Genomic DNA, 20,221 nt, shown 5'->3' with positions numbered 1-20,221 from the left:
AGATCCGATGACGGATCAGATTCCTGAAGTAAGGGTGTTCCTGAAGTGATGTCTGCGTGCCGCCGGCCGCCCGGCGGTGCTCACGCGGGGCGGGAACCGCCCAGTTCGCCCTCCCAGCGGCGGTACAGCCGGTGTGCCACGCCCACCGCGTCGAGGGCCCGCCCGGCGACGAAATCCACCAGGTGCTGGATGTGGGTCGCTCCGGCGTAGAAGGCGGGCGAGGCGGGCAGCACGGTCGCGCCCGCGTCGTCCAGCGTCACCAGGTGCCGCAGCGTCTGCCCGTTCAGCGGGGTCTCCCGCACGGCCACGACCAGCGGGCGGCCCTCCTTGAGGGTCACGCTCGCCGTCCGCTGCAGCAGGTCCTTGGACAGCCCGAGCGCGACACCCGCCACGCAGGCGGTCGAGGCGGGCACGATCAGCATGCCCTTGGCCGGGTACGAGCCCGAGGACGGCCCGGCCGCCAGGTCCCCGGCGCTCCAGTGCCGTATCCCGGCGACGTCCACGTCGAAGGTCCCGGGCTTGCCGTCGGCGCCGAGGGACAGCCAGTCCCGCAGGTCGTCCTGCCAGTGGGCGTCCCGGAAGGAGATGCCGGTCTCGTCGAGCAGGGTGAGCCGCGAGGCCCGGCTGACCACCAGGTCGACGCTTTCCCCAGCGTCGAGCAGCGCGCGCAGCACCGCCGCCGCGTAGGGCGTGCCGGATGCTCCGGACACCCCCACGATCCAAGGCGTGCGCTGGGCTTGTCCTGGATTCATGGTGTCGAGCCTATCCGCCGGCGCTCAAGATCCGGACCGTGAGGGTTTCAGACCGTCAGCCCTCGCACCAGCAGATCCAGCAGCGCGCACACGAACAGGGCGATGCCGATGAATCCGTTGACGCTGAAGAAGGCGCGGTTGAGGCGGGACAGGTCGTGCGGGCGGACGATGCTGTGCTCGTAGACGAACGCGCCGGCCACGATCACCAGGCCCAGCCAGAAGAAGGCACCGGCGCCGGTGACCAGGGCGTACCAGACGAACAGGGCCGTGGTCACCGTGTGGCAGACCCGGGCCCCCCGGATCGCCGCCGGGATGCCGAAGCGGGCCGGGACCGACATGACGCCGATCTCGCGATCGGTCGCGACGTCCTGACAGGCGTAGATCAGGTCGAAGCCGCCGATCCAGACGCCGACGGCGAGGCCCAGGATCACCGCGTCCCAGGACCACTGGCCGCTGATCGCCAGCCAGCCGCCGACGGGGCCCATGGCCTGCGCGAGACCGAGGATGGCCTGCGGGAAGTTGGTGAACCGCTTGCCGTAGGGATAGACCACCATCGGGATCACCGCGATGGGGGCCAGCGCCAGGCACAGCGGATTGAGCAGGGCGGCGGCGCCCAGGAACACCACCAGCGCGATCAGCGCGCCCGTCCAGGCGTGCTTCACCGACATCGCACCGGTCACCAGCTCGCGGTGGGCCGTCCGGGGATTGCGCGCGTCGATCTCGCGGTCGATGATCCGGTTGACGGCCATGGCGAAGGTGCGCAGGCCCACCATCGCGAGCGTGACGAGGAACAGCCAGCTCCAGTGGATGGTGCGGTCCCACTGGTACATGGCGGTCAGCGAGGCGATGTACGCGAAGGGGAGCGCGAAGACGGAGTGCTCGATCATCACCAGGCGCAGAAACGCCTTGGTGCGTCCCGGCTGACCGATCGCGGCGGAGGCGCTGGTCACAGGCCGTACTCCTTCCAGCGGCGGTCGACCTTCGCCGCCGTCTCGGGGTCGGACAGCACCATGTCGGGCCAGCCCCCGTCCCTCGTGTACCCCTCCTCGGGCCACTTCTTCGTCGCGTCGATGCCCGCCTTGCCGCCCCAGAACTGCTGGTACGAGGCGTGGTCGAGGTGGTCGACCGGGCCCTCGACCACCGTGAGGTCGCGGGCGTAGTCCGTGTTGCCGAGGGCCCGCCAGGCGACCTCGTGCAGATCGTGCACGTCGCAGTCGGAGTCGACGACCACGATCAGTTTCGTGAGGGACATCATGTGCGCCCCCCAGATCGCGTGCATCACCTTCTGGGCGTGCTTGGGGTACTTCTTGTCGATCGAGACGATCGCGCAGTTGTGGAAGCCGCCCGCCTCCGGCAGGTGGTAGTCCACGATGTCCGGCACGATGATCTTCAGCAGGGGGAGGAAGAACCGCTCCGTCGCCCTGCCGAGGGGTCCGTCCTCGGTGGGCGGCCGGCCCACGACGATCGACTGCAGCAGCGGTCGCTTCCGCATCGTCACGCAGTCGATGGTCAGTGCCGGGAAGGGTTCCTGCGGGGTGTAGAAACCGGTGTGGTCGCCGAACGGGCCTTCCGGGAGCATCTTCCCGGGCTCCAGCCACCCCTCCAGCACGACCTCGGCGTTGGCCGGCACCTGCAGCGGCACGGTCTTGCAGTCCACCATCTCGATCCGCCTGCCCGCGACGAACCCGGCGAACAGGTACTCGTCGATGTCGCCGGGCAGCGGAGCGGTGGAGGCGTAGGTCACGGCGGGCGGGCAGCCGAAGGCGATGGCGACCGGGAGGCGCTCGCCCCTGCGCGCCGCCACCTGGTAGTGGTTGCGGCTGTCCTTGTGGATCTGCCAGTGCATGCCGATGGTGCGCTTGTCGTGGCGCTGGAGGCGGTACAGCCCGAGGTTGCGGATCCCGGTCTCCGGGTCCTTGGTGTGCGTGAGCCCGAGGTTGAAGAAGGACCCGCCGTCCTGTGGCCAGGTGAACAGCGCGGGCAGCCGGTCCAGGTCGACGTCGTCGCCGTGCAGGACCACCTCCTGCACGGGCGCGTTGTCGGACTTCACCTTCTTCGGCGGTACGTGCGCCATCGCGCCGAGCTTGCCGAAGGCCTCGCGCATCCCCACGAAGCCCTGCGGCAGTTCGGGCTTGAGCAGGCCGGCGATCCGGTCGGAGATCTCGCCGTAGGACTTCAGGCCCAGGGCCTTCAGCAGCCGCCGGTCGGTCCCGAAGACGTTCATGGCGAGCGGCATGGCGGAACCGCGCACATTCTCGAAGAGCAGCGCGGGACCGCCGGACTTCTGCACCCGGTCGACGATCTCCCCGACCTCCAGATACGGGTCGACCTCGGCCTTGATGCGCTTGAGGTCGCCCTCGCGCTCCAGCGCCCTGAGCAGGGCGCGAAGATCGTCGTAAGCCATGTGTCCCAGTATCGCCGAGGGTCCGCTTTGTTCCTGCGCCGACCCCTGCTTCGGCCCGGGTTCCCGGGGCCGTCCCACGGCCCCGGTCACCGTCCGCCCGGCTTCGCGGCGTTCACGCTTTCCCGCCGCAAAGGAGCAAGTCGTTTGCGGATACGGCCGGTTCACCGACCGGATACCGGCGTCGAGGGTGCAGCCGTGGGCCACGGGACCCCATAGCCTTCAACTCCATGAGGAACGACGATCGTCTCCGACCCGTCGACCTGGCCCGCTGCGCCGGGGTGTCGACGCAGCAGATCCGCAACTACGAGGACGCGGGCGTCCTGCCCCCGGCCGCGCGTACCGCGTGCGGCTACCGGATCTTCCGGGATGTGCACCTGCGGGCACTGCTGACGTACCGGACCCTGGGGAAGGGGTACGGGCCGGTCGTCGCGGCGCGGATCATGCAGGCGGTGCACTCCGGGGACGTACCGGGCGCGCTCGCCCTCGTGGACGCCGCACACGCGGGGCTGCACCAGGAGCGCACCGCGCTGCGGGCGACCGGCGACGCCCTGCGGACCCTCACCGGGCGGCCGTTGGACGCCGTGCCGCAGGCCGGACTACGGATCGGGGAGGTGGCCGCGCTGCTCGGCGTCCGGACGTCCGCACTGCGGGTGTGGGAGGCGGCCGGGCTGCTGACGCCCGGGCGGGAGCAGGGCACCGGGTACCGGACGTACGGCCCGGCGGACGTGCGCGACGCCCGGATCATCCACACGCTGCGCCTCAGCCACCACGTGTTCGACCAGATCCGCCCGGTCGTGGACGGCCTGCGCCGCGAGGGCAGCACGGAGGCGCTGCGGGCGGCGGTGACGGCCCGGGGGGAGGCGCTGACGGCGCGGACGCGGGCGATGCTGGAGGGGGCGGGCCGGCTTGACGACTACCTCGGCAGTGCCGCTGATCTCCCGCTCAGCGCAGCCGGGACGACGACAGGATCGACAGCAGGTGGGCCGGGACCATCACCCGGGTGATCGCGGCGAGGGCGACGAGCACCCACCGGGTCACCTCGGCCCCTCCCGGGTTCCGCGGCCCTTTCCCGGTCCGCCCTCCGGGACGGCGGGCCCGTGCCGTTGCCCCGGCGCTCCGGCACCCGCAGAGTGAGGACATGCACCGGGTACAGGCGCGGGCGTGGCTCGCCCCGGCCCTCGCCGAGGCCCGCGCGGGTCCGGCCGAGGGCGGCATCCCCGTCGGCGCGGCGCTCCACGGCGCCGAAGGCACGCTGCTCGGCCGCGGCCGCACCCGCCGCGCGCAGGACGGCGACCCGTCGACGCGGGTCGTGCTCCTGGACGACCCCGAGTGTGCCGGGCTGATGCGCGGCTTCGTCAGGGACCATCCGGATCTGTGGAACGAGGACATCGGTGAGTAGCACCAGCGCCCCGCGCATCCCGACCATCGACCTGCGCCCCTGGCTCTCCGGCGCCGCCGGGGCCTGCGGCGGGATCGCCCGCACCGTCGACCGGGCCCTGCAGAGCGCCGGGTTCCTCCTGGTCACCGGGCATGGTGTGGATCCGGGGCTGCGGTCCCGGATCCGGCAGGTGGCACGGGCGTTCTTCACCCTGCCCGCGCCGGTCAAGGAGCGCTACGCGGCGAAGGTCGGCGGGCGCGGCTGGCTGGGGCCCGGCGCGGAGGCGAACGGGTACGCGGAGGGGACCGAAACACCGCCGGACCTGAAGGAGTCGCTGACCTTCGCGACCCAGGAGCCGTTCGACGACCCGGCCGTCAACGCCCAGTGGTACGCGCCCAACGTGTGGCCCGCCGAGGTGCCGGAGCTGAGGCCGCTGTGCGAGGAGTACCTGGCGCGGATGGCCGAGTTGGAGAACCTGCTGCTCCGGCTGCTGGGCGCGGCCCTCGGGCTCCGGGCGGACTTCTTCACCCGGCACATGGCGCACCCGACGTACGGCTTCAACATCAACTGGTACCCGGGGACCGCGGTGACCGGCGCACCGGAACCGGGGCAGTTCCGGATCGGGCCGCACACCGACTTCGGGACGGTGACGATCCTGGACCGGCAGGCCGGGAAGGGCGGACTGCAGGTCTTCACCGACGAAGCCGGCTGGGAGGACGCCCCGTACGACCCCGAGGCGTTCACCGTCAACATCGGTGATCTGCTGGCCCGGTGGACCGGTGACCGGTGGCGGCCGGGGCGGCACCGGGTACTGCCTCCGCCCGCGGACGAGCCGGCCGAGGAGCTGATGTCGCTGGTGTACTTCGGGGAGTGCACCCCGGGCACGCTCGTGGAGTCGGTCCCGGCGCCGGTGGGGCGGGTGGCGTACGAACCGGTCGACTCGCATGTGTACCTGCGGCAGAAGCTGGACTCGATCACCGTCGGGTGAGCGGGTCAGTACACCTGGGCCCTGTCGCGGGGCGGCCGCGAGAACGACACCCCCTGGGCCGGGACAGCACACCTAGGTCCCCCGAACCTTGTCGATCAGCCGTTCGAAGCGGGCCCGCCAGCGGGGCTCGGACTCCGCCTCGCCCTGGAACTCGTGGGTGAAGCGGAGCGCGCAGCCGTCCTCCCCGTCGCGTTCCAGATGGAAGCGGATGCGGCCGCCGCCCTCCACCGTGTACTCGGCGACCCGGTCCACGTCCCAGGCGGTGATCCGTCCGCTGCCGAGGCCACGCAGGGTGACCGCGCCGCCGAGCCGGGGCTCCAGTTCATCGACGGCGGTGAACCAGTCCCCGAGTCCCTCCGGGGTGGCCAGCGCCGGCCAGACCTTCTCCATGGGCCGCGGGAACCGCATCAAGAAGTGGATGATGTGCGTGTTCCCGTGGGTCTGGCTGCTGCCCTGTGCTATGGATCCGGTCATGACACCAGCCTGACTCGTGGCGCGGGCTTCCGCACGTGATTGCGTGCGCCGCCGGTACGCCGGAGGCCGGCCCCCCTGACCTGCGTCACGGGGAACCGGCCTCGGCTCCGGGGCTCAGACGCCCGCGTAGGAGTGCTTGCCGCCCACGAAGATGTTGACGCCGTAGTAGTTGAACAGCCAGCAGCCGAAGGCGATGAGCGCGATGTAGGCCGCCTTGCGGCCCTTCCAGCCGGCGGTGGAACGGGCGTGCAGGTAGCAGGCGTAGGCGACCCAGGTGATGAAGGCCCAGGTCTCCTTGGGGTCCCAGCCCCAGTAGCGGCCCCAGGCGGACTCGGCCCAGATGGAGCCCGCGATGATCGTGAAGGTCCACAGCGGGAAGACGGCTGCGTTCACGCGGTAGGCGAACTTGTCGAGGGTCGCGGCGGCGGGCAGCCGCTCCAGGACGGAGGTGGCGAAGGTCCCGGGCCGGCCACCGGAGGCGAGCTTGTTCTCGTAGGAGTCCTTGAAGAGGTACAGCAGCGTGCCGACCGCTCCGACGTAGAGGACCGCGCCGCAGAAGATCGCCGTGGAGACGTGGATGTACAGCCAGTACGAGTGCAGCGCGGGGACGAGCTGGTCGCTGGCGGTGTACAGGACGGTGACGGCCAGGCCCAGGTCGAGCAGGACCGTGGTGGTGAGGAACAGACCGAGCCAGCGCACGTTCTTCCTCAGCGCCAGCAGCCCGAGGTACACGCCGACGGCGACCGTGGAGAACGTGATGTTGAACTCGTACATGTTGCCCCACGGCGCCCGCTCCACCGAGGCCGCGCGGGCGACGACGCCGCCGAGCTCGACCAGGAACGCGAGCACGGTGAGGGACACCGCGATCCGGCCGTACAGGTCGCCCTGCTCGTCGCCGCCGTGCGCACCCGGCCCGTCGGGCACGTCACGCGCGCCGGCCGCGGAACGCACCACGACCTTGGGGCGCTCCATGACGGCCGTGCCCCCGGCCGACTTCACCGTGACCGCGGGGCCCTGCGTCCGGGCCTCCTCCGTCCGGGCGGTCAGCGCGGCCGCCGTGCGGGCGACCTTGCTGCGGCTGCCGAACAGCCATTCGGCGATGTACGCGAAGAAGGCCAGGGTGTAGACGGCCATCGCGGAGTAGACCAGCGTGTTGCTGATGTTCGCGAGATGTTCGTTGGTCGCCGTGGCGAGCTCGGTTGCGGCGGCGAGAGTCACTTCTTCTCAGCCCCTTCGGCGGGTACGGAGGTGTCGGCGCCCGGCTCCTTGGCGGTGTCGGGGTCGGGGTCGGAATAGGTGTCGGAATAGGTGTCGGGGTCGGGATCGAGGTCGTCGGTCCTGCTGGGCGCCTCGTCGTGCACGAGGGCGGCCAGGTCGCCGATCTCCTCGGGGAGTTTCGCGGACTCGCTGCGGCCCAGACCCGCGACCTCGACGACCGTCACTCCGTCCGGCCCCTCGACGGCGCGCACCCAGACGCGGCGGCGCTGGATGAACAGGGAGCCCGCCAGACCGAAGATGGCTGCGACCGCACCGCCCAGCGCCCAGCCGGTGCCGGGCTGCTGGACGATCTGGAAGCCGGCCCACTCCTTGATGTCCTTGTCGAAGGTGATGGAGCCGGCGCCGTTCGGCAGTGTCATGGTCTCGCCGGGCAGCAGACGGGCCTTGACGACGTTGCCCTTGGCGTCCTTGAACTGCTTCAGGTTCTTGGTGTTCAGCTGGTAGACGTTCTGCGGGACGCCCGCGTCGACACCCAGGTCGCCGTGGTACCCCGACAGGGCCAGTACGGGGTAGTCCAGCGCCGGGAACTGGGAGAACATCGTGCCCTTGCCGGCCCCGGCGAAGGTCGGCACGAAGAACGCGGCGAAGCCGAGCTGTTCGGACCGGCCCTGGGCGTTCCGGTAGCCGTCGAGGACCTTGATGGCGCCCTGCGAGGTCTCGTTGGAGTCGATCGGCAGCAGCGGCACCGCCTGGTGCAGGACGACGTCGCCCTTGCCGTCCCGGACGGTGACCGTGGGGGCGTAGCCGTGGCTGACCAGGTAGACCTTGGCGTCGCCGATCTCCAGCGGCTCGTTGACCTTGATGGTGGTCTTCGTGTCCTTGCCCTCGGCGCCCCGGCTGTAGGAGAGGTCGGCCTGGAAGGTGCGCGGGGTTCCCTTGTTCGGCCCGTTCCGCTCGTAGGTGGCGGTGAACTTCTCCAGGTCGAAGCTGAACGGCACCAGGTCGTCGTCGTTGAAGAGGTTGCCGGACTTGAAGTCGTCGTACTGGATGAGGGTGTTGGCGAAGCCGTCGCCCTCGACGATCAGCTTGTTGCCCTCGGTCTTGTACAGCTGGCCCCAGGCGAAGGCGACCAGCAGCACGATCAGGGCGATGTGGAAGACCAGGTTGCCCGCCTCGCGCAGATAGCCCTTCTCGGCGGCGACGGCGTCACCGGCGAGGTGGGCGCGGAAGCGGCGCTGCTTGAGGACCTGCAGAGCGCTGTCGCGGACCTCCTGCGGGGAGGCCGCGGTGCGCCAGGTGGCGTACGCGGGCAGCCTGGTCAGCCGCTTGGGGGCACCCGGCGGGCGGGCGCGCAGCTGGCCGACGAACTGCCAGGTGCGCGGCACGATGCAGCCGATCAGCGAGACGAACAGCAGGATGTAGATCGCGGAGAACCACGCCGAGCTGTAGACGTGGAAGAGGCCGAGCTTGTCGTAGATCGGCGCCAGCGTCGTGTGGGAGTCCCTGAAGGCCTGCACCTTCATCGCGTCGCTGCCGGTCTGCGGGATGAGCGAGCCGGGGACCGCGCCGAGGGAGAGCAGGAACAGCAGCAGCAGCGCGACCCGCATGGAGGTCAGCTGCCGCCAGAACCAGCGGGCCCAGCCGAGGATCTCGCGCCCCGTCCAGGCGAACCAGCCGCTCGGGCCGGGTGCGCGGCTGCCGCCGAAGGAGCCGGGGATGGCCGTCTCGACAGGGGCGGTGGACAGCTGGGAGCCGGCGGCGCCCAGCTCGTCGTCGCCGGGGGGCGGGGCTGCCGGGGTCTGCTCGTTCGTCGTGGTCTTGCTCATCGATCAGATCCCCACAGTGAAGCCGTCGGACCAGGTCTGCATCTCCTGCACCAGGCGGTCCCAGGCACCGGTCAGCAGCAGCGCACCGGTCACGATCATCATCGTGCCGCCGATGCGCATCACCCAGACATAGTGGCGCTTGACCCAGCCGAAGGCACCGAGGGCCTTGCGGAAGGCGACCGCGGTGAGCACGAACGGGATGCCGAGACCGGCGCAGTAGGCGACCATGAGCAGGGCCCCGCGTCCGGCGCTCCCCTGGTCGGAGGAGAGCGCCATCACCGAGGCGAGGGTCGGGCCGATGCACGGTGTCCAGCCGATCCCGAACAGCGCCCCCAGGACGGGTGCGCCCACCAGTCCGGTGGTCGGCCGCTTGTGGAAGCGGAACTCGCGCTGGGTGAGCCAGGGCATCAGCCCCATGAAGAGGACACCCAGCAAGATCATGAGGACGCCCAGCACCTTGCTCAGGGTTTCCTTGTATTCCTGCAGGGTGTGCCCGAAGGACCCGAACAGTGCCCCGCCGGAGACGAACACGGCCGTGAAGCCGAGCACGAACAGCGCGGCTCCCGCGGCCATCCGGCCCCGGCGGGCGTCACCGAGGTCGGTGCCGGTGACCCCGGTCACATAGGAGAGGTAGCCGGGGACGAGCGGCAGGACACACGGGGAGAAGAAGGAGACGAGCCCGCCGAGCAGCGCGACGGGCAGCGCGAGCAGCAGGGCTCCGCTGAACACCGTCTGGTTGGGCGCGGGGACATCGTTGATGGCGGCCAGTAGCACGACGGCTCACTTCTCCGCGGCGACGGGGTCGAGCATCTCACGCAGCTTGTCCTCGCTGAGCGCCTGCAGCGCACGCGCCGCGATGTTGCCGTCCCGGTCGATGACGATGGTGGTCGGGATGGCCTGCGGGTTGAGGGTGCCCGCCTTGAAGCGCAGCAGCAGCTTGCCGGTCGGGTCGTACAGGCTCGGGTACGGAACCCCGTACTGCTTCTCGAAGGCGACGGCGGGCTGGGTGCTGGTGTCGCGGGTGTTGATGCCGACGAACTGCACACCCTTGGCGGCGCTGTCCTTGGCCACCTTGACCAGGTTGGGCGCCTCCGCCCGGCAGGGGGCGCACCAGGAGCCCCACACGTTGAGGACGACGACCTTGCCCTTGAAGCCGGCGACGTCGACCTGCTTGCCGTCCACGGTCTTGCCCGACAGGTCGGGCGCGGGCTTGCGCTCGCCCTTCTTGACGGTCGCGATGCCGTCGGAGCCGGTGATGAAGTTGGTGTTGCCGGAGCCGCCGGAGGTGCCGCCCGCACCGCAGGCGGACAGCGTCAGCGCCAGCGCGGCGGCGGCCCCGGCGGAGAGCAGGGCCGCGCGGCTACGGGCGCGGGGCGTGCGGCGGGTGCGGTTCGAACCCAGGGGGGCGCGGCTGACGGCACTCATGTGAAAAGTTTCGCATGTCCGTTCCGGGGATCTTGCGCACCCCCCTCTCGGGCGGAAAAGCGCATTTCAGGCCGCGCTCGGCGTGCCCTTCGTGCTCTGCGTGCCGACGTCCTGGAGGAACGTCTTCCAACCGCCGCTGGGCTGCTGCCCGACCCCCAGGGTGCGCAGCTTGGCGAGCACCTCCGGCTTCTGGACGTCGATCCAGTCGACGAACTGCCGGAAGGAGACCAGGCGCACGTCCGCGCCCTTCTCCTTCTCCCGCGCGATGTGCTTGAAGGCCTCCTCGACGGCGTCCATGTAGATACCGCCGTTCCACTTCTCGAAGTGGTTGCCTATGAAGAAGGGCGCCCGGTTTGTCTCGTATGCCCGCTTGAAGCCCTGGATGTACGCCTGGGCGGACTGCTGGCGCCAGCCCGGGTAGTTGTAGGCCGGGGCCTTGGTGGTGTTCACGGACTGGTTGGCCAGCATGTTGTAGTCCATCGACAGGACCTGGAAGCGGCGTCCAGGGAAAGGTATCTGCTGCAACGGCAGGTCCCAGATCCCGTGCTTCTTCACCGGCCACACCTGGAGGCCGCCGGGCGAGGAGGCGTCGTAGCGCCAGCCGAGCTCACGGGCGGTGGGCAGCAGGTTGCCCTGGCCGAGCAGGCAGGGGGTGCGGCCGCCGACGAGTTCCTTGTCGTAGTCGAAGGGCAGCGAAGGCAGGTCGTGCCAGCCGGTGTTGGTCTTCCACTGCTTCACGAAGGACCTGGCCTGGTCGATCTCGCTGCGCCACTGCTGGGGCGTCCAGTGCTTGACCGAGCCGTGGACCTCACCGCAGAAGTGACCGTTGAAGTGGGTGCCGATCTCGTGGCCCTCGAGCCAGGCGCGGCGGACGTTGGCCAGCGTCGACTTGATGTGGTCGTCGGCGAGGTAGCCGATGGCGGAGGCGCCGCGCGGGTTGTTCGGCGGGTCGTACATGCGCTTCTTGCCCTCCGGCAGCAGGTACAGCCCGGAGAGGAAGAAGGTCATGTGCGCGCCGTGCTGCTTGGCGAGGTCCAGGAAGCGCGGGAACAGGCCGTTGCCGACCTCGCCGGCTCCGTCCCAGGAGAAGATGACGAACTGCGGCGGGGTCTGGCCCGGTTCCAGCGGCACCGGCTTGGCCGGCTGGAACGGCTGCTTGCCGGTGAACGACGTCGACCCGTCACCGATGGGGCGGGCGGGGGTGGTCGAACCGCGCGAACTCCCGTCCCCGGAACCGCCGGCGTGGCCCGAGCCGTCCGAAGAGTTGAGGCTGCCGCAGCCCGCAAGCCCGACGGCGGCAGCGGTGCCCGCGCCAAGGCCGAGCATTCCCCTTCGGGAGAAGGTGCGCATGAGATCCCCGATTCTTCACGTCCTCTGGTGTCACTCAGTCAGAGGGCATGACGATCGGGGAGGTTCCGCAGCCCGATACGTTTTTCGTAATAAATGTAACGAATGTTTTAGTGCGTACTCGAGGCTTGTCCCGTACGTATCCGGTGCGTTGCCCGGTCTTTACGCGCCGGACGCCGCACCCGGGCGCCGTGACCGGACGCGGCGCCCGGGCGCCGTGCCCGGGGACCGCGGGTCCGTCCCTACGCGCCGAACGCCTTGCCCTGGCCCTTCACCGGCTTGGCGCCCGCGAGGAGATGAGCCGGCACCAGATCGCGGGCCGGCTCGGTGTAGCCGACGGAGACGATCCGGTCGCCCCGGTACGTGAACGTGGTGAGCGACGCGAGTGTGCACTGCCGCTTGCGCGGGTCGTGCCACAGCCGCCGCCGCTCGACGTAGGAGCGCACGATCCAGATCGGCAGCTGATGACTGACGAGCACCGCCTCGTGCCCGCGCGCCGCGTCCTTCGCCGAGTTGAGCGCACCCGTCATGCGCACCACCTGGTCGACGTACGGCTCGCCCCACGACGGCTTGAACGGGTTGATCACGTGCTTCCAGTTGCCGGGCCGGCGCAGCGCACCGTCGCCGACACCGAAGGTCTTGCCCTGGAAGACGTTCTCGGCCTCGATCAGCCGCTCGTCGGTGGCCAGGTCCAGCCCGTGCGCCTTGGCGATCGGCGTCGCCGTCTCCTGCGCCCGCTCCAGCGGGGACGCGACGACGTGGGTGATGTCGCGGGAGGCGAGGTGCTCGGCGACCCGCTCGGCCATCTGCCGGCCGAGCTCTGAGAGGTGGTAGCCGGGCAGCCGGCCGTAGAGGATGCCGTCCGGGTTCTCGACCTCGCCGTGCCGCATGAGGTGCACGACGGTGATGTCGTCGCTTTTCCCGGTGTTGCTGTTTCCGGTGCCGCTGTTTCCGGTGCCGTTGGTGCTCTGGTTCTCGCTCATGCCGCCGTCGCCTCCGCAGCCGCCCGGGCCGCCGCCGGAAGGGCGTCGGCGATCCGCTGAAGGGCGCGCTCGTCGTGCGCGGTGGAGACGAACCACGATTCGAAGGAGGACGGCGGCAGGTAGACGCCGTTGGCCAGCATCGCGTGGAAGAAGGCGGTGAAGCGGTACGACTCCTGCGCCTTGGCGTCGTCGTAGTTGCGCACCGGGCGGTCCGTGAAGAACACGGAGAACATGTTGGAGGCGTTCTGCAGGGTGTGCGCCACACCCTCCTTGGTGAGTGCCTCGGAGACGAGCACCTGGATCTGGTGCGACACGGCGTTGACCTTGCCGTACGCGGCCTCGTCGAGCAGACGCAGCTGGGCGAGGCCGGCGGCGGTGGCGACCGGGTTCCCGGACAGGGTGCCGGCCTGGTAGACGGGCCCGGCCGGGGCCAGGTGCGCCATGACGTCGGCGCGACCGCCGAAGGCCGCGGCCGGGAAGCCGCCGCCCATCACCTTGCCGAAGGTCATCAGGTCGGGCCGGACCCCGTCGACCCCGAACCAGCCGGCCCGGCTGGTGCGGAAGCCGGTCATGACCTCGTCGGAGATGTACAGGGCGCCGTGCTCGGCGCAGACGTCCTTGAGCCCCTGGTTGAAACCGGGCAGCGGCGGTACGACACCCATGTTGCCGGGCGAGGCCTCGGTGATCACGCAGGCGATCTCGCCGGGGTGCGCGGCGAAGGCGGCACGCACGGCGTCGAGGTCGTTGTACGGCAGGACGATCGTGTCGCCGGCCTGGGCGCCGGTGACGCCGGGGGTGTCGGGCAGCGCGAAGGTGGCCACGCCGGAGCCGGCGGCGGCGAGCAGCGCGTCGACGTGCCCGTGGTAGCAGCCGGCGAACTTGATCACCTTGGTACGACCGGTGTATCCGCGTGCCAGCCGGATCGCCGACATGGTGGCCTCGGTCCCACTGGAGACGAGCCGCACCTGCTGGAGGGGCTCGACCCGGCCGACCATCTCCTCGGCGAGTGCGACCTCGCCCTCACCGGGCGTACCGAAGGACGTACCGTGCGCCACCGCCTCCTGGACGGCGGCGAGCACCTCGGGGTGTGCGTGCCCGAGGATCATGGGCCCCCAGGAACACACGAGGTCGACGTACTCCCGTCCGTCGGCGTCCTTCAGGTACGGGCCGCTGCCGGACACCATGAACCGGGGCGTACCGCCCACGGCACGGAAGGCACGCACCGGCGAGTTCACGCCGCCGGGCGTGACGGCCGCCGCACGGTCGAACAGCGCCTGCGAGGCAGGGGCTTCGTAGGGATAGGGCAGTTCGCTCATGACCTGCGACTTCTCCGATTTCTCGGGGGTTCTCGGAAATCCGGTGGGCAGTGACCTCCTCAGGGTAGGCCAGCCGGGACGGTGCACCGGGGGCGGCGGTCCGGCCGCGCAACCCGGGAGACGCGCCGCGACCGGACCGCGACGCGCAGCGACCACTTGACCACTGACCCGCGCAACGAGCGGCTTTGTCCCCGCCCATCTGCGAAACTGGGCTCCGCGTACGTATAGACATGGCGAAGGGTCGTGTCGAGGGCCGCGAAGATCCTGCGGACAGAATGGTTCAGCGCACGTTTCGGCGGGCGGCCGTGGGGGAGGTCACTGACACGATGATCGGGTTGCGCGGCGGGGGCCACGCGTCCTAGAAAAGCAGTCGGGTGGAGATATGCATCGCGGTGGCGGACTGGGCGAGGGGACTGATGACCTGGGTCCTCGACGTGCCCGGCGGGGAAGGCACCGACGCGAGGCGGAGGAAGCAGCCGAAACACGTCAGGCGCACGGTGTACCGGGTGAGCCCGAGTGGGTCGACCGGCGGATCGACCGCCGGGTGGACCGCCTCCGGGCGGGGAGCAGGAATGGTGGTCGAGTGGGGGTGACGTACAAATACTTCGGCGCGCCCGACGGCGCGACCGCGGCCCGGGTCCCGATCTCGATGCGCCCCGAGGAACTCGGCGGCGACGAGCTCGGCATGAACGGCATGTTCACCAAGATCAAGCCGGAGACGATGGCCGCCATGGTGCTGACCGGCATCGAGGGCGTACCCCTGCACAAGGTGCCGCCCCTGGAGCTGGTCGTCCTGCACCCGGACTACGCCGTCGTCAAGCTCCCGATGACCGTGGTCGACCCCCTCCGCGACATCGGCGAGGAGGCGGTCGGCGCGGCCGCCTTCATCTGGTCCACGGTCCCCGACCGCGGCGGCCCCCGCGACGCCTTCAACGTGTACCAGCTGCTGCACGAGTGGCAGGACTTCTCACACCGGCTGCATGAGGCGGGGCATCAGCCTTATTGCCTTGTGTGGCCCTGACCTGGGGTATCAGGGGTTTCGGGCGGGGTTTCTGACCCCGCCCTCGTCATGTGCGGAGAGAGGCCGTCAGGCGGCCAGGGCACATTGAGGGCACATGGGTTTTGCTGGGGGCGCTGATGTGCCCTGGGTGTCGGGCCGGTCGTCCTCGTCTTCTGCGTCGGCTTCTGCCTCGGCTTCTCCCTCGGCTTCTGTGAAGGCGTCGTCGATCGCCTTGCGGGTGCGGGTCTCGCTGGACGGCAGCAGGTGCGTGTACGTCCGCAGCGTGAAGCCCGGGTCCGAGTGTCCGAGGTACTCGGAGAGCGCCTTGATGCTCTCTCCCGCGTCCAGGAGCACGGAGGCATACGCGTGCCGGAGGGCGTGCATGCCGTCTTCCGGAGCCGCTTGGAGGTAGCGCGCTCCGCGCTCGCGGGGAGGGATCACGCCGGCGGCGGCCAGGGCGCGCTTCCAGTCGCCCATGTTGAAGACGCTGCGGTTGTAGGCCCGCCCCTTCTTGTCGACGAAGAGGAGGCGGAAGGTCTTCGGCTCGCCGTCCGGCTTGGTCCACGGCAGGGTGACCTCGACCGGCGGGAACTCCTTCATGTGGGCCTTGAGGGCGGCGGCGAGCTGAGCCGACAGCGGCACTGACCGGATCCTGTTGCCCTTGGGCAGGGCGAAGACGGGCTTCGTACCGACCAGCCGCACCTGGCGGTTGACGTGGATCCAGCCGCCCTTGAAGTCGATGTCCTCGACGGCGAAGCCGAACAACTCGCCCTGCCGCAGACCGCAGCCGAAGGCGAGCTTGCCGCCGGCCTGGAAGCGCTTCGGCAGTCCGGTGATGACCCCGCGGACGCGCTCCAGTGGCCAAGGGATGATCTTCTTCTTGGTCGCGGTCGGGAGCTTGACCGACTTCGCCTTGCACGGGTTCTTCGGCAGCAGCCCGTCCTCCACGGCCGCGCCGAGGATGCTGGAGAGGATGTCGAAGATGCCCTCGATCGTCGACACCTCCAGGCCGCCGTCCTGGAGTGTGCGGATCCAACCCTGGATGACCGAGGGCTGGTTGAGGGATCGCAGCTCGCGTCGGCCGAGGTGCTCGGTGATGTGGTTGCGGACCGTCGCCTCATAGCGGAGCGCAGTCGTCGGGCCGACGGAGTTCGCGTCGAGCCACTTCTGCGCGTAGGCGACGAGCGTCTGCTTCGTCTCAGCGGGGACGACGTAGGAGCCCTGCCGGATCTCGACGTCGACCTCGGCGGCGCGGTTGTCCGCCTCGGCCTTCGTGTGGAAGTTCTCCTTGCGCTGGCGGTCGTCCAGGTCGCGGTAACGGACCTGCCAACGCTTACCGATGCCGTGGTCGGCAGTCGGGACCATCCGCTTCGTACGGCTCTTGTGCTCGCCGCACTCGACCTCGGTGGGCTTGGGGTGGGACTTGTGCCAGCGGTCGTACACGTCAGCCAAGAAGGGCCTCCTGGGTGGGGATGAGGAAGTGGGAGGTGGCGTGCGACACCGGGGAGTGCGTCGGCCACGGGAGCAGCAAGGCTGCGGGAGGGGCGCCGAGCGCGGTGGCGATCGTGACGAGGTCGTCTACGTCGCAGCGGCGGCGGGCGCGTTCGGTGCGGCTGAGGGCGGTGTTGGCCATCGGACGGCCCAGCTGGGTGCAGCGGGCGGCGAGCTGGTGCTGGGTCAGGCCGCGCACGAGACGTAGGTGCTCGATGGCGCGGGCGGCGTGGAGGCCGGCGGGGCCTATTTCGACAGGTCGGTTGGGCATGACAGATAGCTGTAACTTGCAGCCGGCCGCCATGGCAAGAGTTAGCTCTTAAACTCTCCAATAGTCGCTCGGGGGCGAAGTGGCGTTCGTCTCGTCGAATTCCGGTACCTCGCGAGGCGTTTCGGCCGAGGCATCGTGTTACCTTCCCTCGCCGTTTTCGATATGGGTGATTTGAGCACACATCAGCCATGATGCCCGGCGGGTCAGTCACGTCATCCCTGACCGCCATGTGTCACCTCTGAGCTGCAGAGGTACCGGATTCCGGCACCTCGGCGGGTTGCTTCGCCGCTAGAAAATTTCGGGCCCGGCGGGAGCGATTTCGGCAACCGGGGATCCACCCTTACTGTTTCCCTCTCCCCGGCCACACCGAAAGAAGTAGTGAGGAGTTTCAGAACCAACTCTGGACTTTTCTCCGGGTGGTGTGGCTGTGTTGTCCAGCCCATTGTTCAAGACCGAAAAGGAGCCCTGTGCCGAAGACCCCTCCCCGCAGCACCAACGCCCCTGCCACCGCTGCGGCTGCCCAGCGTGGCCCGCTTGCCACCCCTGCGGAGGTCGCCGCCTATCTCGGAGTGCCGGTGAAGACGCTCTACCAGTGGAAGTACCGGGGCATCGGCCCCAGCGTCCACAAGGTCGGCCGTCACCTGCGCTACCGCTGGCCGGAGGTGGACGCGTGGCTGGACGCCCAGACGTCGTACGACCTCACGGCCTGATCCCGCATCTGACGCGGACAACGAAGCGGCCCCCGGCGCGCCAACGCCGAGGGCCGAAGACTCCCCTGCCGATCGCCCATCCCTGAACGAACGAGCTGGTGAGGGGCGGGACCTTGCCCGTCCTGCCCCTCACCGGAGAGGAACGCCTATGGAGGACTCTACGTCCCCCAGCACCACGAACACCTCCCCCACCGTCTGGCCGACTCCCGCGGTCCCCGGCGAGGGCATCCCCTGGCGCCGCAGCGATCAGCAGGACACACAGTCCCCCGCGTCGGGGACCGCCGAACACCCAGCAGAAGCGGAAGCAGACGGGGACCGTCCCCAGACGTCTGCCGATGCTGCAGTTGGGGACCGTCCCCGCGACGTGCCCGGCACTCGGTCCCCGCACGTCCCGGTCCCCGAATCGACATCCGGTGCAAACCCGCAGGCCAGCGGCGGGAAATCGGGGACCGGTCCCCAAGAGGCGGTAGTTGCACCAGGGGACCGCAGTGGGGACGGTGAGCACGGTCCCCGCCAGTCGGTGGGGACCGACACCCTCGTGGCGGGAACCGCCCAGCAGGAGGGGACCGGTCCCGTCGACGCACGGGGACCGGATCAGGAGGCCGGTCCCCGACCTCCTCGGGGACCGGCAGCCCCCTCGGAACAGGGTTCCGGTGAGGGTGCGGAACTGCTGGATGAGCTGCGGGCGGCGATCGGCAAGTACGTCGTGCTGCCCAGTGACGAGGCGCTGACCGCGGTCACCCTGTGGGTGGCGGCCACGCACATCCAGAGCGTTCTGCAGCACGCACCGCGCCTGGCGGTCGTCGGCCCGACGAAGGGCTGCGGCAAGTCCCGGGTGCTGGACGTGCTCCACGAGACCGTGCACCAGCCGATCATGACGGTGAACATGTCCACGGCCGTGCTCTTCCGTGTCATCGGCAAGAACCCGCGCACGATCCTGGTGGACGAGGCCGACACCATCTTCAGCAAGGCGGGCGAGAACGAGGAACTGCGCGGCCTGCTGAACGCCGGACACCAGCGCAACCGGCCCGCCTGGCGCATCTCCGGTCCGGAGCACAAGCCGACCCCGTATCCGACCTTCGCCATGGCCGCACTGGCCTCGATCGGCGACCTGCCCGACACGATCACGGACCGGGCGGTCGTGCTCCGCATGCAAAAGCGCAAGCCCGGCGAGAAGGTGACCCCGTTCCGCTCGCGCTACGCCACACCGGAACTGAACGCGCTGCGGGACAAGCTGGCCGCCTGGCTGGGACCGCTGCGCGGCACGGCTGGCCGCATGGTGCCGACCATGCCGGTGGAGGACCGGGCGGCGGACACCTGGGAACCGCTGGTCATCATCGCCGACCTGGCCTGCGGCCACTGGCCCGCCCGTGCCCGTGCGGCCTGTGTCGCGATGACCCGCTACGAGGCCGTCCAGGACGAGCAGACCAACCTGAAGACAAGGCTGCTGCGCGACATCCACCGCATCTTCCAGGCACACGGCAACCCCGAAGCCATGTCCTCCCTGGATCTGGTCACCACCCTGCTCCAGGACGCCGACGCCCCCTGGGCGGAACACGGCACCAAGGGACTCAACGCCCACCACCTGGGCAACATGCTGAGGGACTTCGGCATCAGCCCGGCCAACTACCGCTTCGACAAGGGCAGGCAGGCCAAGGGGTACGCCCGGAACCGGTTCCTCGACAGCTGGGCCCGGCACTGCCCCGACCTCACCGAGACGGCGCCCGCCCCCGCGCACGACGCCACACCTGCGCACCGGGCCCAGGGCAAGCCGCCCGCCGCCCCGGCGGGCCAGCTGCCCGTCGGCCCGCCCGACGGCCCCACCGGCCCCACGCCCGCCCGCTGACCCGCCTCCCTCAGGGTCCGTATCAATGCGTCGCATCCGTCCCCGCGCAGGTCAGCGCGGGGACGGATGTCCTCGCCGGGACGGACTTCTCCGTACCTGCCCGAGTGTCCGTACCTGTGCTGACCAGGCATGGGACGGATGCGACGCACGTGACACACCTGCCGCCCCGTAACAACGGAGTACTCCGATGCGCGACCTGCACCCCGAACACCGCATGCCCCAGGAACAGATGGCCACCACCCCCGTCACACGCGCAGCAAGTTGTCGGGTAAGGAGTCCTTACCCGGCTCCCGCCCTGGAGGGGGCGGAGGCATCCGGCGCAGGGGCACCGGAGTCGGTCGGCCCGGGGGAGCCGACCGGGAGTGGGGGCAGCGAGTCGTCGTCGAATGTGCCACAGCAGTTTGCGCCGCGTCGCCGTCTGCGTGACAAACAGCTGCGCGAGCACCGCGTCCACCCCCGTTACAACGACGACGAGTTCGCCCTCGTCCAGAAGGCCGCCGCCCTGAGCCGCATGCAGCCCGGCGGCTACGTCGCCGAGTGCGCGCTCGCCGCCGCCCGCGCCGACGACCCCACCGCCACCGTCGCCGACTACCGCGCCATGGTGCAGACGCTGATGGCCGCCAACCGGCAGCTCGGCGGCATCGGCAACAACCTCAACCAGCTCACCTGGCACCTCAACAAGGACGGCGCCTGGCCCCACCCCGACACCGTCCAACGGCTCCTGGAGCGTGTCGAGGCGTCCATCGCCGAGGTGGACACCGCGGTCGCCCAGATCACCGAGGGGCGGTGAGC

Annotated in this window: 20 protein-coding genes; 7 read left to right on the top strand and 13 right to left on the bottom strand. The window is 70.0% G+C overall.

The window, feature by feature from the left end:
- Window positions 1-80: 80 nt before the first annotated feature.
- The 3 genes from AB0A61_RS03065 to AB0A61_RS03055 are packed head-to-tail and all read right to left on the bottom strand — an operon-like array spanning window position 81 to window position 3,156.
- A complete protein-coding gene (locus AB0A61_RS03065) occupies window positions 81-752 on the bottom strand; it encodes a flavoprotein (RefSeq protein WP_361285197.1) in 672 nt (223 codons plus the stop codon).
- 47 nt (window positions 753-799) lie between these two features.
- On the bottom strand, window positions 800-1,702 hold the full coding sequence (mqnP, locus tag AB0A61_RS03060; RefSeq protein WP_361285194.1) for a menaquinone biosynthesis prenyltransferase MqnP: 903 nt from the start codon (window positions 1,700-1,702) through the stop codon (window positions 800-802).
- Window positions 1,699-3,156 carry a menaquinone biosynthesis decarboxylase gene (locus AB0A61_RS03055; protein ID WP_361285191.1) on the bottom strand — a complete coding sequence of 486 codons (1,458 nt, stop codon included), beginning with the start codon at window positions 3,154-3,156 and terminating at the stop codon, window positions 1,699-1,701. Before AB0A61_RS03055 ends, mqnP begins: the two co-directional genes overlap by 4 nt.
- Before the next feature lie 227 nt (window positions 3,157-3,383).
- On the opposite strand from AB0A61_RS03055, the gene AB0A61_RS03050 reads away from it, so the two are divergent.
- The 3 genes from AB0A61_RS03050 (at window position 3,384) to AB0A61_RS03040 (ending at window position 5,522) form a co-directional block, all read left to right on the top strand.
- The gene (locus AB0A61_RS03050; RefSeq protein ID WP_361285188.1) at window positions 3,384-4,160 is read left to right on the top strand and encodes a MerR family transcriptional regulator; all 777 of its coding nucleotides are present in this window, start codon (window positions 3,384-3,386) and stop codon (window positions 4,158-4,160) included.
- Window positions 4,161-4,294: 134 nt separating this feature from the next.
- Window positions 4,295-4,555: a hypothetical protein gene (locus AB0A61_RS03045; protein WP_361285185.1), complete on the top strand. Its 261-nt coding sequence runs from the start codon at window positions 4,295-4,297 to the stop codon at window positions 4,553-4,555.
- Complete coding sequence (locus tag AB0A61_RS03040) at window positions 4,548-5,522, top strand: 2-oxoglutarate and iron-dependent oxygenase domain-containing protein (RefSeq protein WP_361285182.1); 975 nt, start codon at window positions 4,548-4,550, stop codon at window positions 5,520-5,522. Before AB0A61_RS03045 ends, AB0A61_RS03040 begins: the two co-directional genes overlap by 8 nt.
- A gap of 72 nt (window positions 5,523-5,594) precedes the next feature.
- Here AB0A61_RS03040 and AB0A61_RS03035 read toward each other — a convergent pair whose 3' ends face one another.
- The 8 genes from AB0A61_RS03035 to hemL form a co-directional block, all read right to left on the bottom strand.
- On the bottom strand, window positions 5,595-5,996 hold the full coding sequence (locus AB0A61_RS03035; RefSeq protein WP_361285179.1) for an SRPBCC domain-containing protein: 402 nt from the start codon (window positions 5,994-5,996) through the stop codon (window positions 5,595-5,597).
- Between the two features lie 114 nt (window positions 5,997-6,110).
- On the bottom strand, window positions 6,111-7,214 hold the full coding sequence (gene ccsB, locus AB0A61_RS03030) for a c-type cytochrome biogenesis protein CcsB (protein WP_361285176.1): 1,104 nt from the start codon (window positions 7,212-7,214) through the stop codon (window positions 6,111-6,113).
- The gene (locus AB0A61_RS03025; protein ID WP_361285174.1) at window positions 7,211-9,040 is read right to left on the bottom strand and encodes a cytochrome c biogenesis protein ResB; all 1,830 of its coding nucleotides are present in this window, start codon (window positions 9,038-9,040) and stop codon (window positions 7,211-7,213) included. The genes ccsB and AB0A61_RS03025 overlap by 4 nt, the downstream gene beginning before the upstream one ends.
- 3 nt (window positions 9,041-9,043) lie before the next feature.
- The gene (locus AB0A61_RS03020) at window positions 9,044-9,814 is read right to left on the bottom strand and encodes a cytochrome c biogenesis protein CcdA (protein ID WP_361285171.1); all 771 of its coding nucleotides are present in this window, start codon (window positions 9,812-9,814) and stop codon (window positions 9,044-9,046) included.
- A gap of 6 nt (window positions 9,815-9,820) precedes the next feature.
- On the bottom strand, window positions 9,821-10,465 hold the full coding sequence (locus AB0A61_RS03015) for a TlpA disulfide reductase family protein (RefSeq protein ID WP_361285168.1): 645 nt from the start codon (window positions 10,463-10,465) through the stop codon (window positions 9,821-9,823).
- A gap of 66 nt (window positions 10,466-10,531) precedes the next feature.
- Window positions 10,532-11,815, bottom strand: a complete 1,284-nt coding sequence (locus AB0A61_RS03010) for a hypothetical protein (RefSeq protein WP_361285165.1) — start codon at window positions 11,813-11,815, stop codon at window positions 10,532-10,534.
- Window positions 11,816-12,054: 239 nt separating this feature from the next.
- On the bottom strand, window positions 12,055-12,702 hold the full coding sequence (locus AB0A61_RS03005; protein WP_361286213.1) for a histidine phosphatase family protein: 648 nt from the start codon (window positions 12,700-12,702) through the stop codon (window positions 12,055-12,057).
- 89 nt (window positions 12,703-12,791) lie between these two features.
- Entirely contained in the window at window positions 12,792-14,111 is a 1,320-nt protein-coding gene (gene hemL, locus AB0A61_RS03000) for a glutamate-1-semialdehyde 2,1-aminomutase (RefSeq protein WP_361285163.1), read from the bottom strand.
- Window positions 14,112-14,493: 382 nt separating this feature from the next.
- Here hemL and AB0A61_RS02995 point away from each other — a divergent pair, with 382 nt between their 5' ends.
- Window positions 14,494-15,132, top strand: a complete 639-nt coding sequence (locus AB0A61_RS02995) for a hypothetical protein (RefSeq protein ID WP_361285160.1) — start codon at window positions 14,494-14,496, stop codon at window positions 15,130-15,132.
- Window positions 15,133-15,198: 66 nt separating this feature from the next.
- Here AB0A61_RS02995 and AB0A61_RS02990 read toward each other — a convergent pair whose 3' ends face one another.
- Window positions 15,199-16,554 carry a tyrosine-type recombinase/integrase gene (locus AB0A61_RS02990; RefSeq protein ID WP_361286210.1) on the bottom strand — a complete coding sequence of 452 codons (1,356 nt, stop codon included), beginning with the start codon at window positions 16,552-16,554 and terminating at the stop codon, window positions 15,199-15,201.
- Between the two features lies 1 nt (window position 16,555).
- Window positions 16,556-16,873 (bottom strand): helix-turn-helix transcriptional regulator, encoded by a 318-nt coding sequence (locus AB0A61_RS02985; protein ID WP_189783311.1) that lies wholly within the window; start codon window positions 16,871-16,873, stop codon window positions 16,556-16,558.
- A 467-nt stretch (window positions 16,874-17,340) separates the two neighbouring features.
- On the opposite strand from AB0A61_RS02985, the gene AB0A61_RS02980 reads away from it, so the two are divergent.
- The 3 genes from AB0A61_RS02980 (at window position 17,341) to AB0A61_RS02970 (ending at window position 20,219) form a co-directional block, all read left to right on the top strand.
- Window positions 17,341-17,583: a helix-turn-helix domain-containing protein gene (locus AB0A61_RS02980; RefSeq protein ID WP_189783312.1), complete on the top strand. Its 243-nt coding sequence runs from the start codon at window positions 17,341-17,343 to the stop codon at window positions 17,581-17,583.
- A 520-nt stretch (window positions 17,584-18,103) separates the two neighbouring features.
- Complete coding sequence (locus tag AB0A61_RS02975) at window positions 18,104-19,429, top strand: DUF3631 domain-containing protein (protein WP_361285156.1); 1,326 nt, start codon at window positions 18,104-18,106, stop codon at window positions 19,427-19,429.
- Between the two features lie 388 nt (window positions 19,430-19,817).
- On the top strand, window positions 19,818-20,219 hold the full coding sequence (locus AB0A61_RS02970; protein WP_174856918.1) for a MobC family plasmid mobilization relaxosome protein: 402 nt from the start codon (window positions 19,818-19,820) through the stop codon (window positions 20,217-20,219).
- Window positions 20,220-20,221 lie beyond the last annotated feature (2 nt).

Source organism: Streptomyces sp. NPDC046197, assembly GCF_040646295.1.
Lineage (GTDB): Bacteria > Actinomycetota > Actinomycetes > Streptomycetales > Streptomycetaceae > Streptomyces.
The sequence above is the reverse complement of the archived record's forward strand: the minus strand, read 5'-3'. Positions and strand labels throughout refer to the sequence as shown.

Excerpts from the sequence above, each read along its gene's own strand:
- AB0A61_RS03065 (WP_361285197.1), bottom strand. The coding sequence starts at position 752 with ATGAATCCAGGACAAGCCCAGCGCACGCCTTGGATCGTGGGGGTGTCC.
- AB0A61_RS02995 (WP_361285160.1), top strand. The coding sequence starts at position 14,494 with ATGCATCGCGGTGGCGGACTGGGCGAGGGGACTGATGACCTGGGTCCT.
- hemL (WP_361285163.1), bottom strand. The coding sequence starts at position 14,111 with ATGAGCGAACTGCCCTATCCCTACGAAGCCCCTGCCTCGCAGGCGCTG.
- AB0A61_RS03055 (WP_361285191.1), bottom strand. The coding sequence starts at position 3,156 with ATGGCTTACGACGATCTTCGCGCCCTGCTCAGGGCGCTGGAGCGCGAG.
- AB0A61_RS03035 (WP_361285179.1), bottom strand. The coding sequence starts at position 5,996 with ATGACCGGATCCATAGCACAGGGCAGCAGCCAGACCCACGGGAACACG.
- AB0A61_RS03025 (WP_361285174.1), bottom strand. The coding sequence starts at position 9,040 with ATGAGCAAGACCACGACGAACGAGCAGACCCCGGCAGCCCCGCCCCCC.
- AB0A61_RS03015 (WP_361285168.1), bottom strand. The coding sequence starts at position 10,465 with ATGAGTGCCGTCAGCCGCGCCCCCCTGGGTTCGAACCGCACCCGCCGC.
- AB0A61_RS03045 (WP_361285185.1), top strand. The coding sequence starts at position 4,295 with ATGCACCGGGTACAGGCGCGGGCGTGGCTCGCCCCGGCCCTCGCCGAG.
- AB0A61_RS03005 (WP_361286213.1), bottom strand. The coding sequence starts at position 12,702 with ATGCGGCACGGCGAGGTCGAGAACCCGGACGGCATCCTCTACGGCCGG.
- AB0A61_RS03050 (WP_361285188.1), top strand. The coding sequence starts at position 3,384 with ATGAGGAACGACGATCGTCTCCGACCCGTCGACCTGGCCCGCTGCGCC.
- AB0A61_RS03010 (WP_361285165.1), bottom strand. The coding sequence starts at position 11,815 with ATGCGCACCTTCTCCCGAAGGGGAATGCTCGGCCTTGGCGCGGGCACC.
- AB0A61_RS02985 (WP_189783311.1), bottom strand. The coding sequence starts at position 16,873 with ATGCCCAACCGACCTGTCGAAATAGGCCCCGCCGGCCTCCACGCCGCC.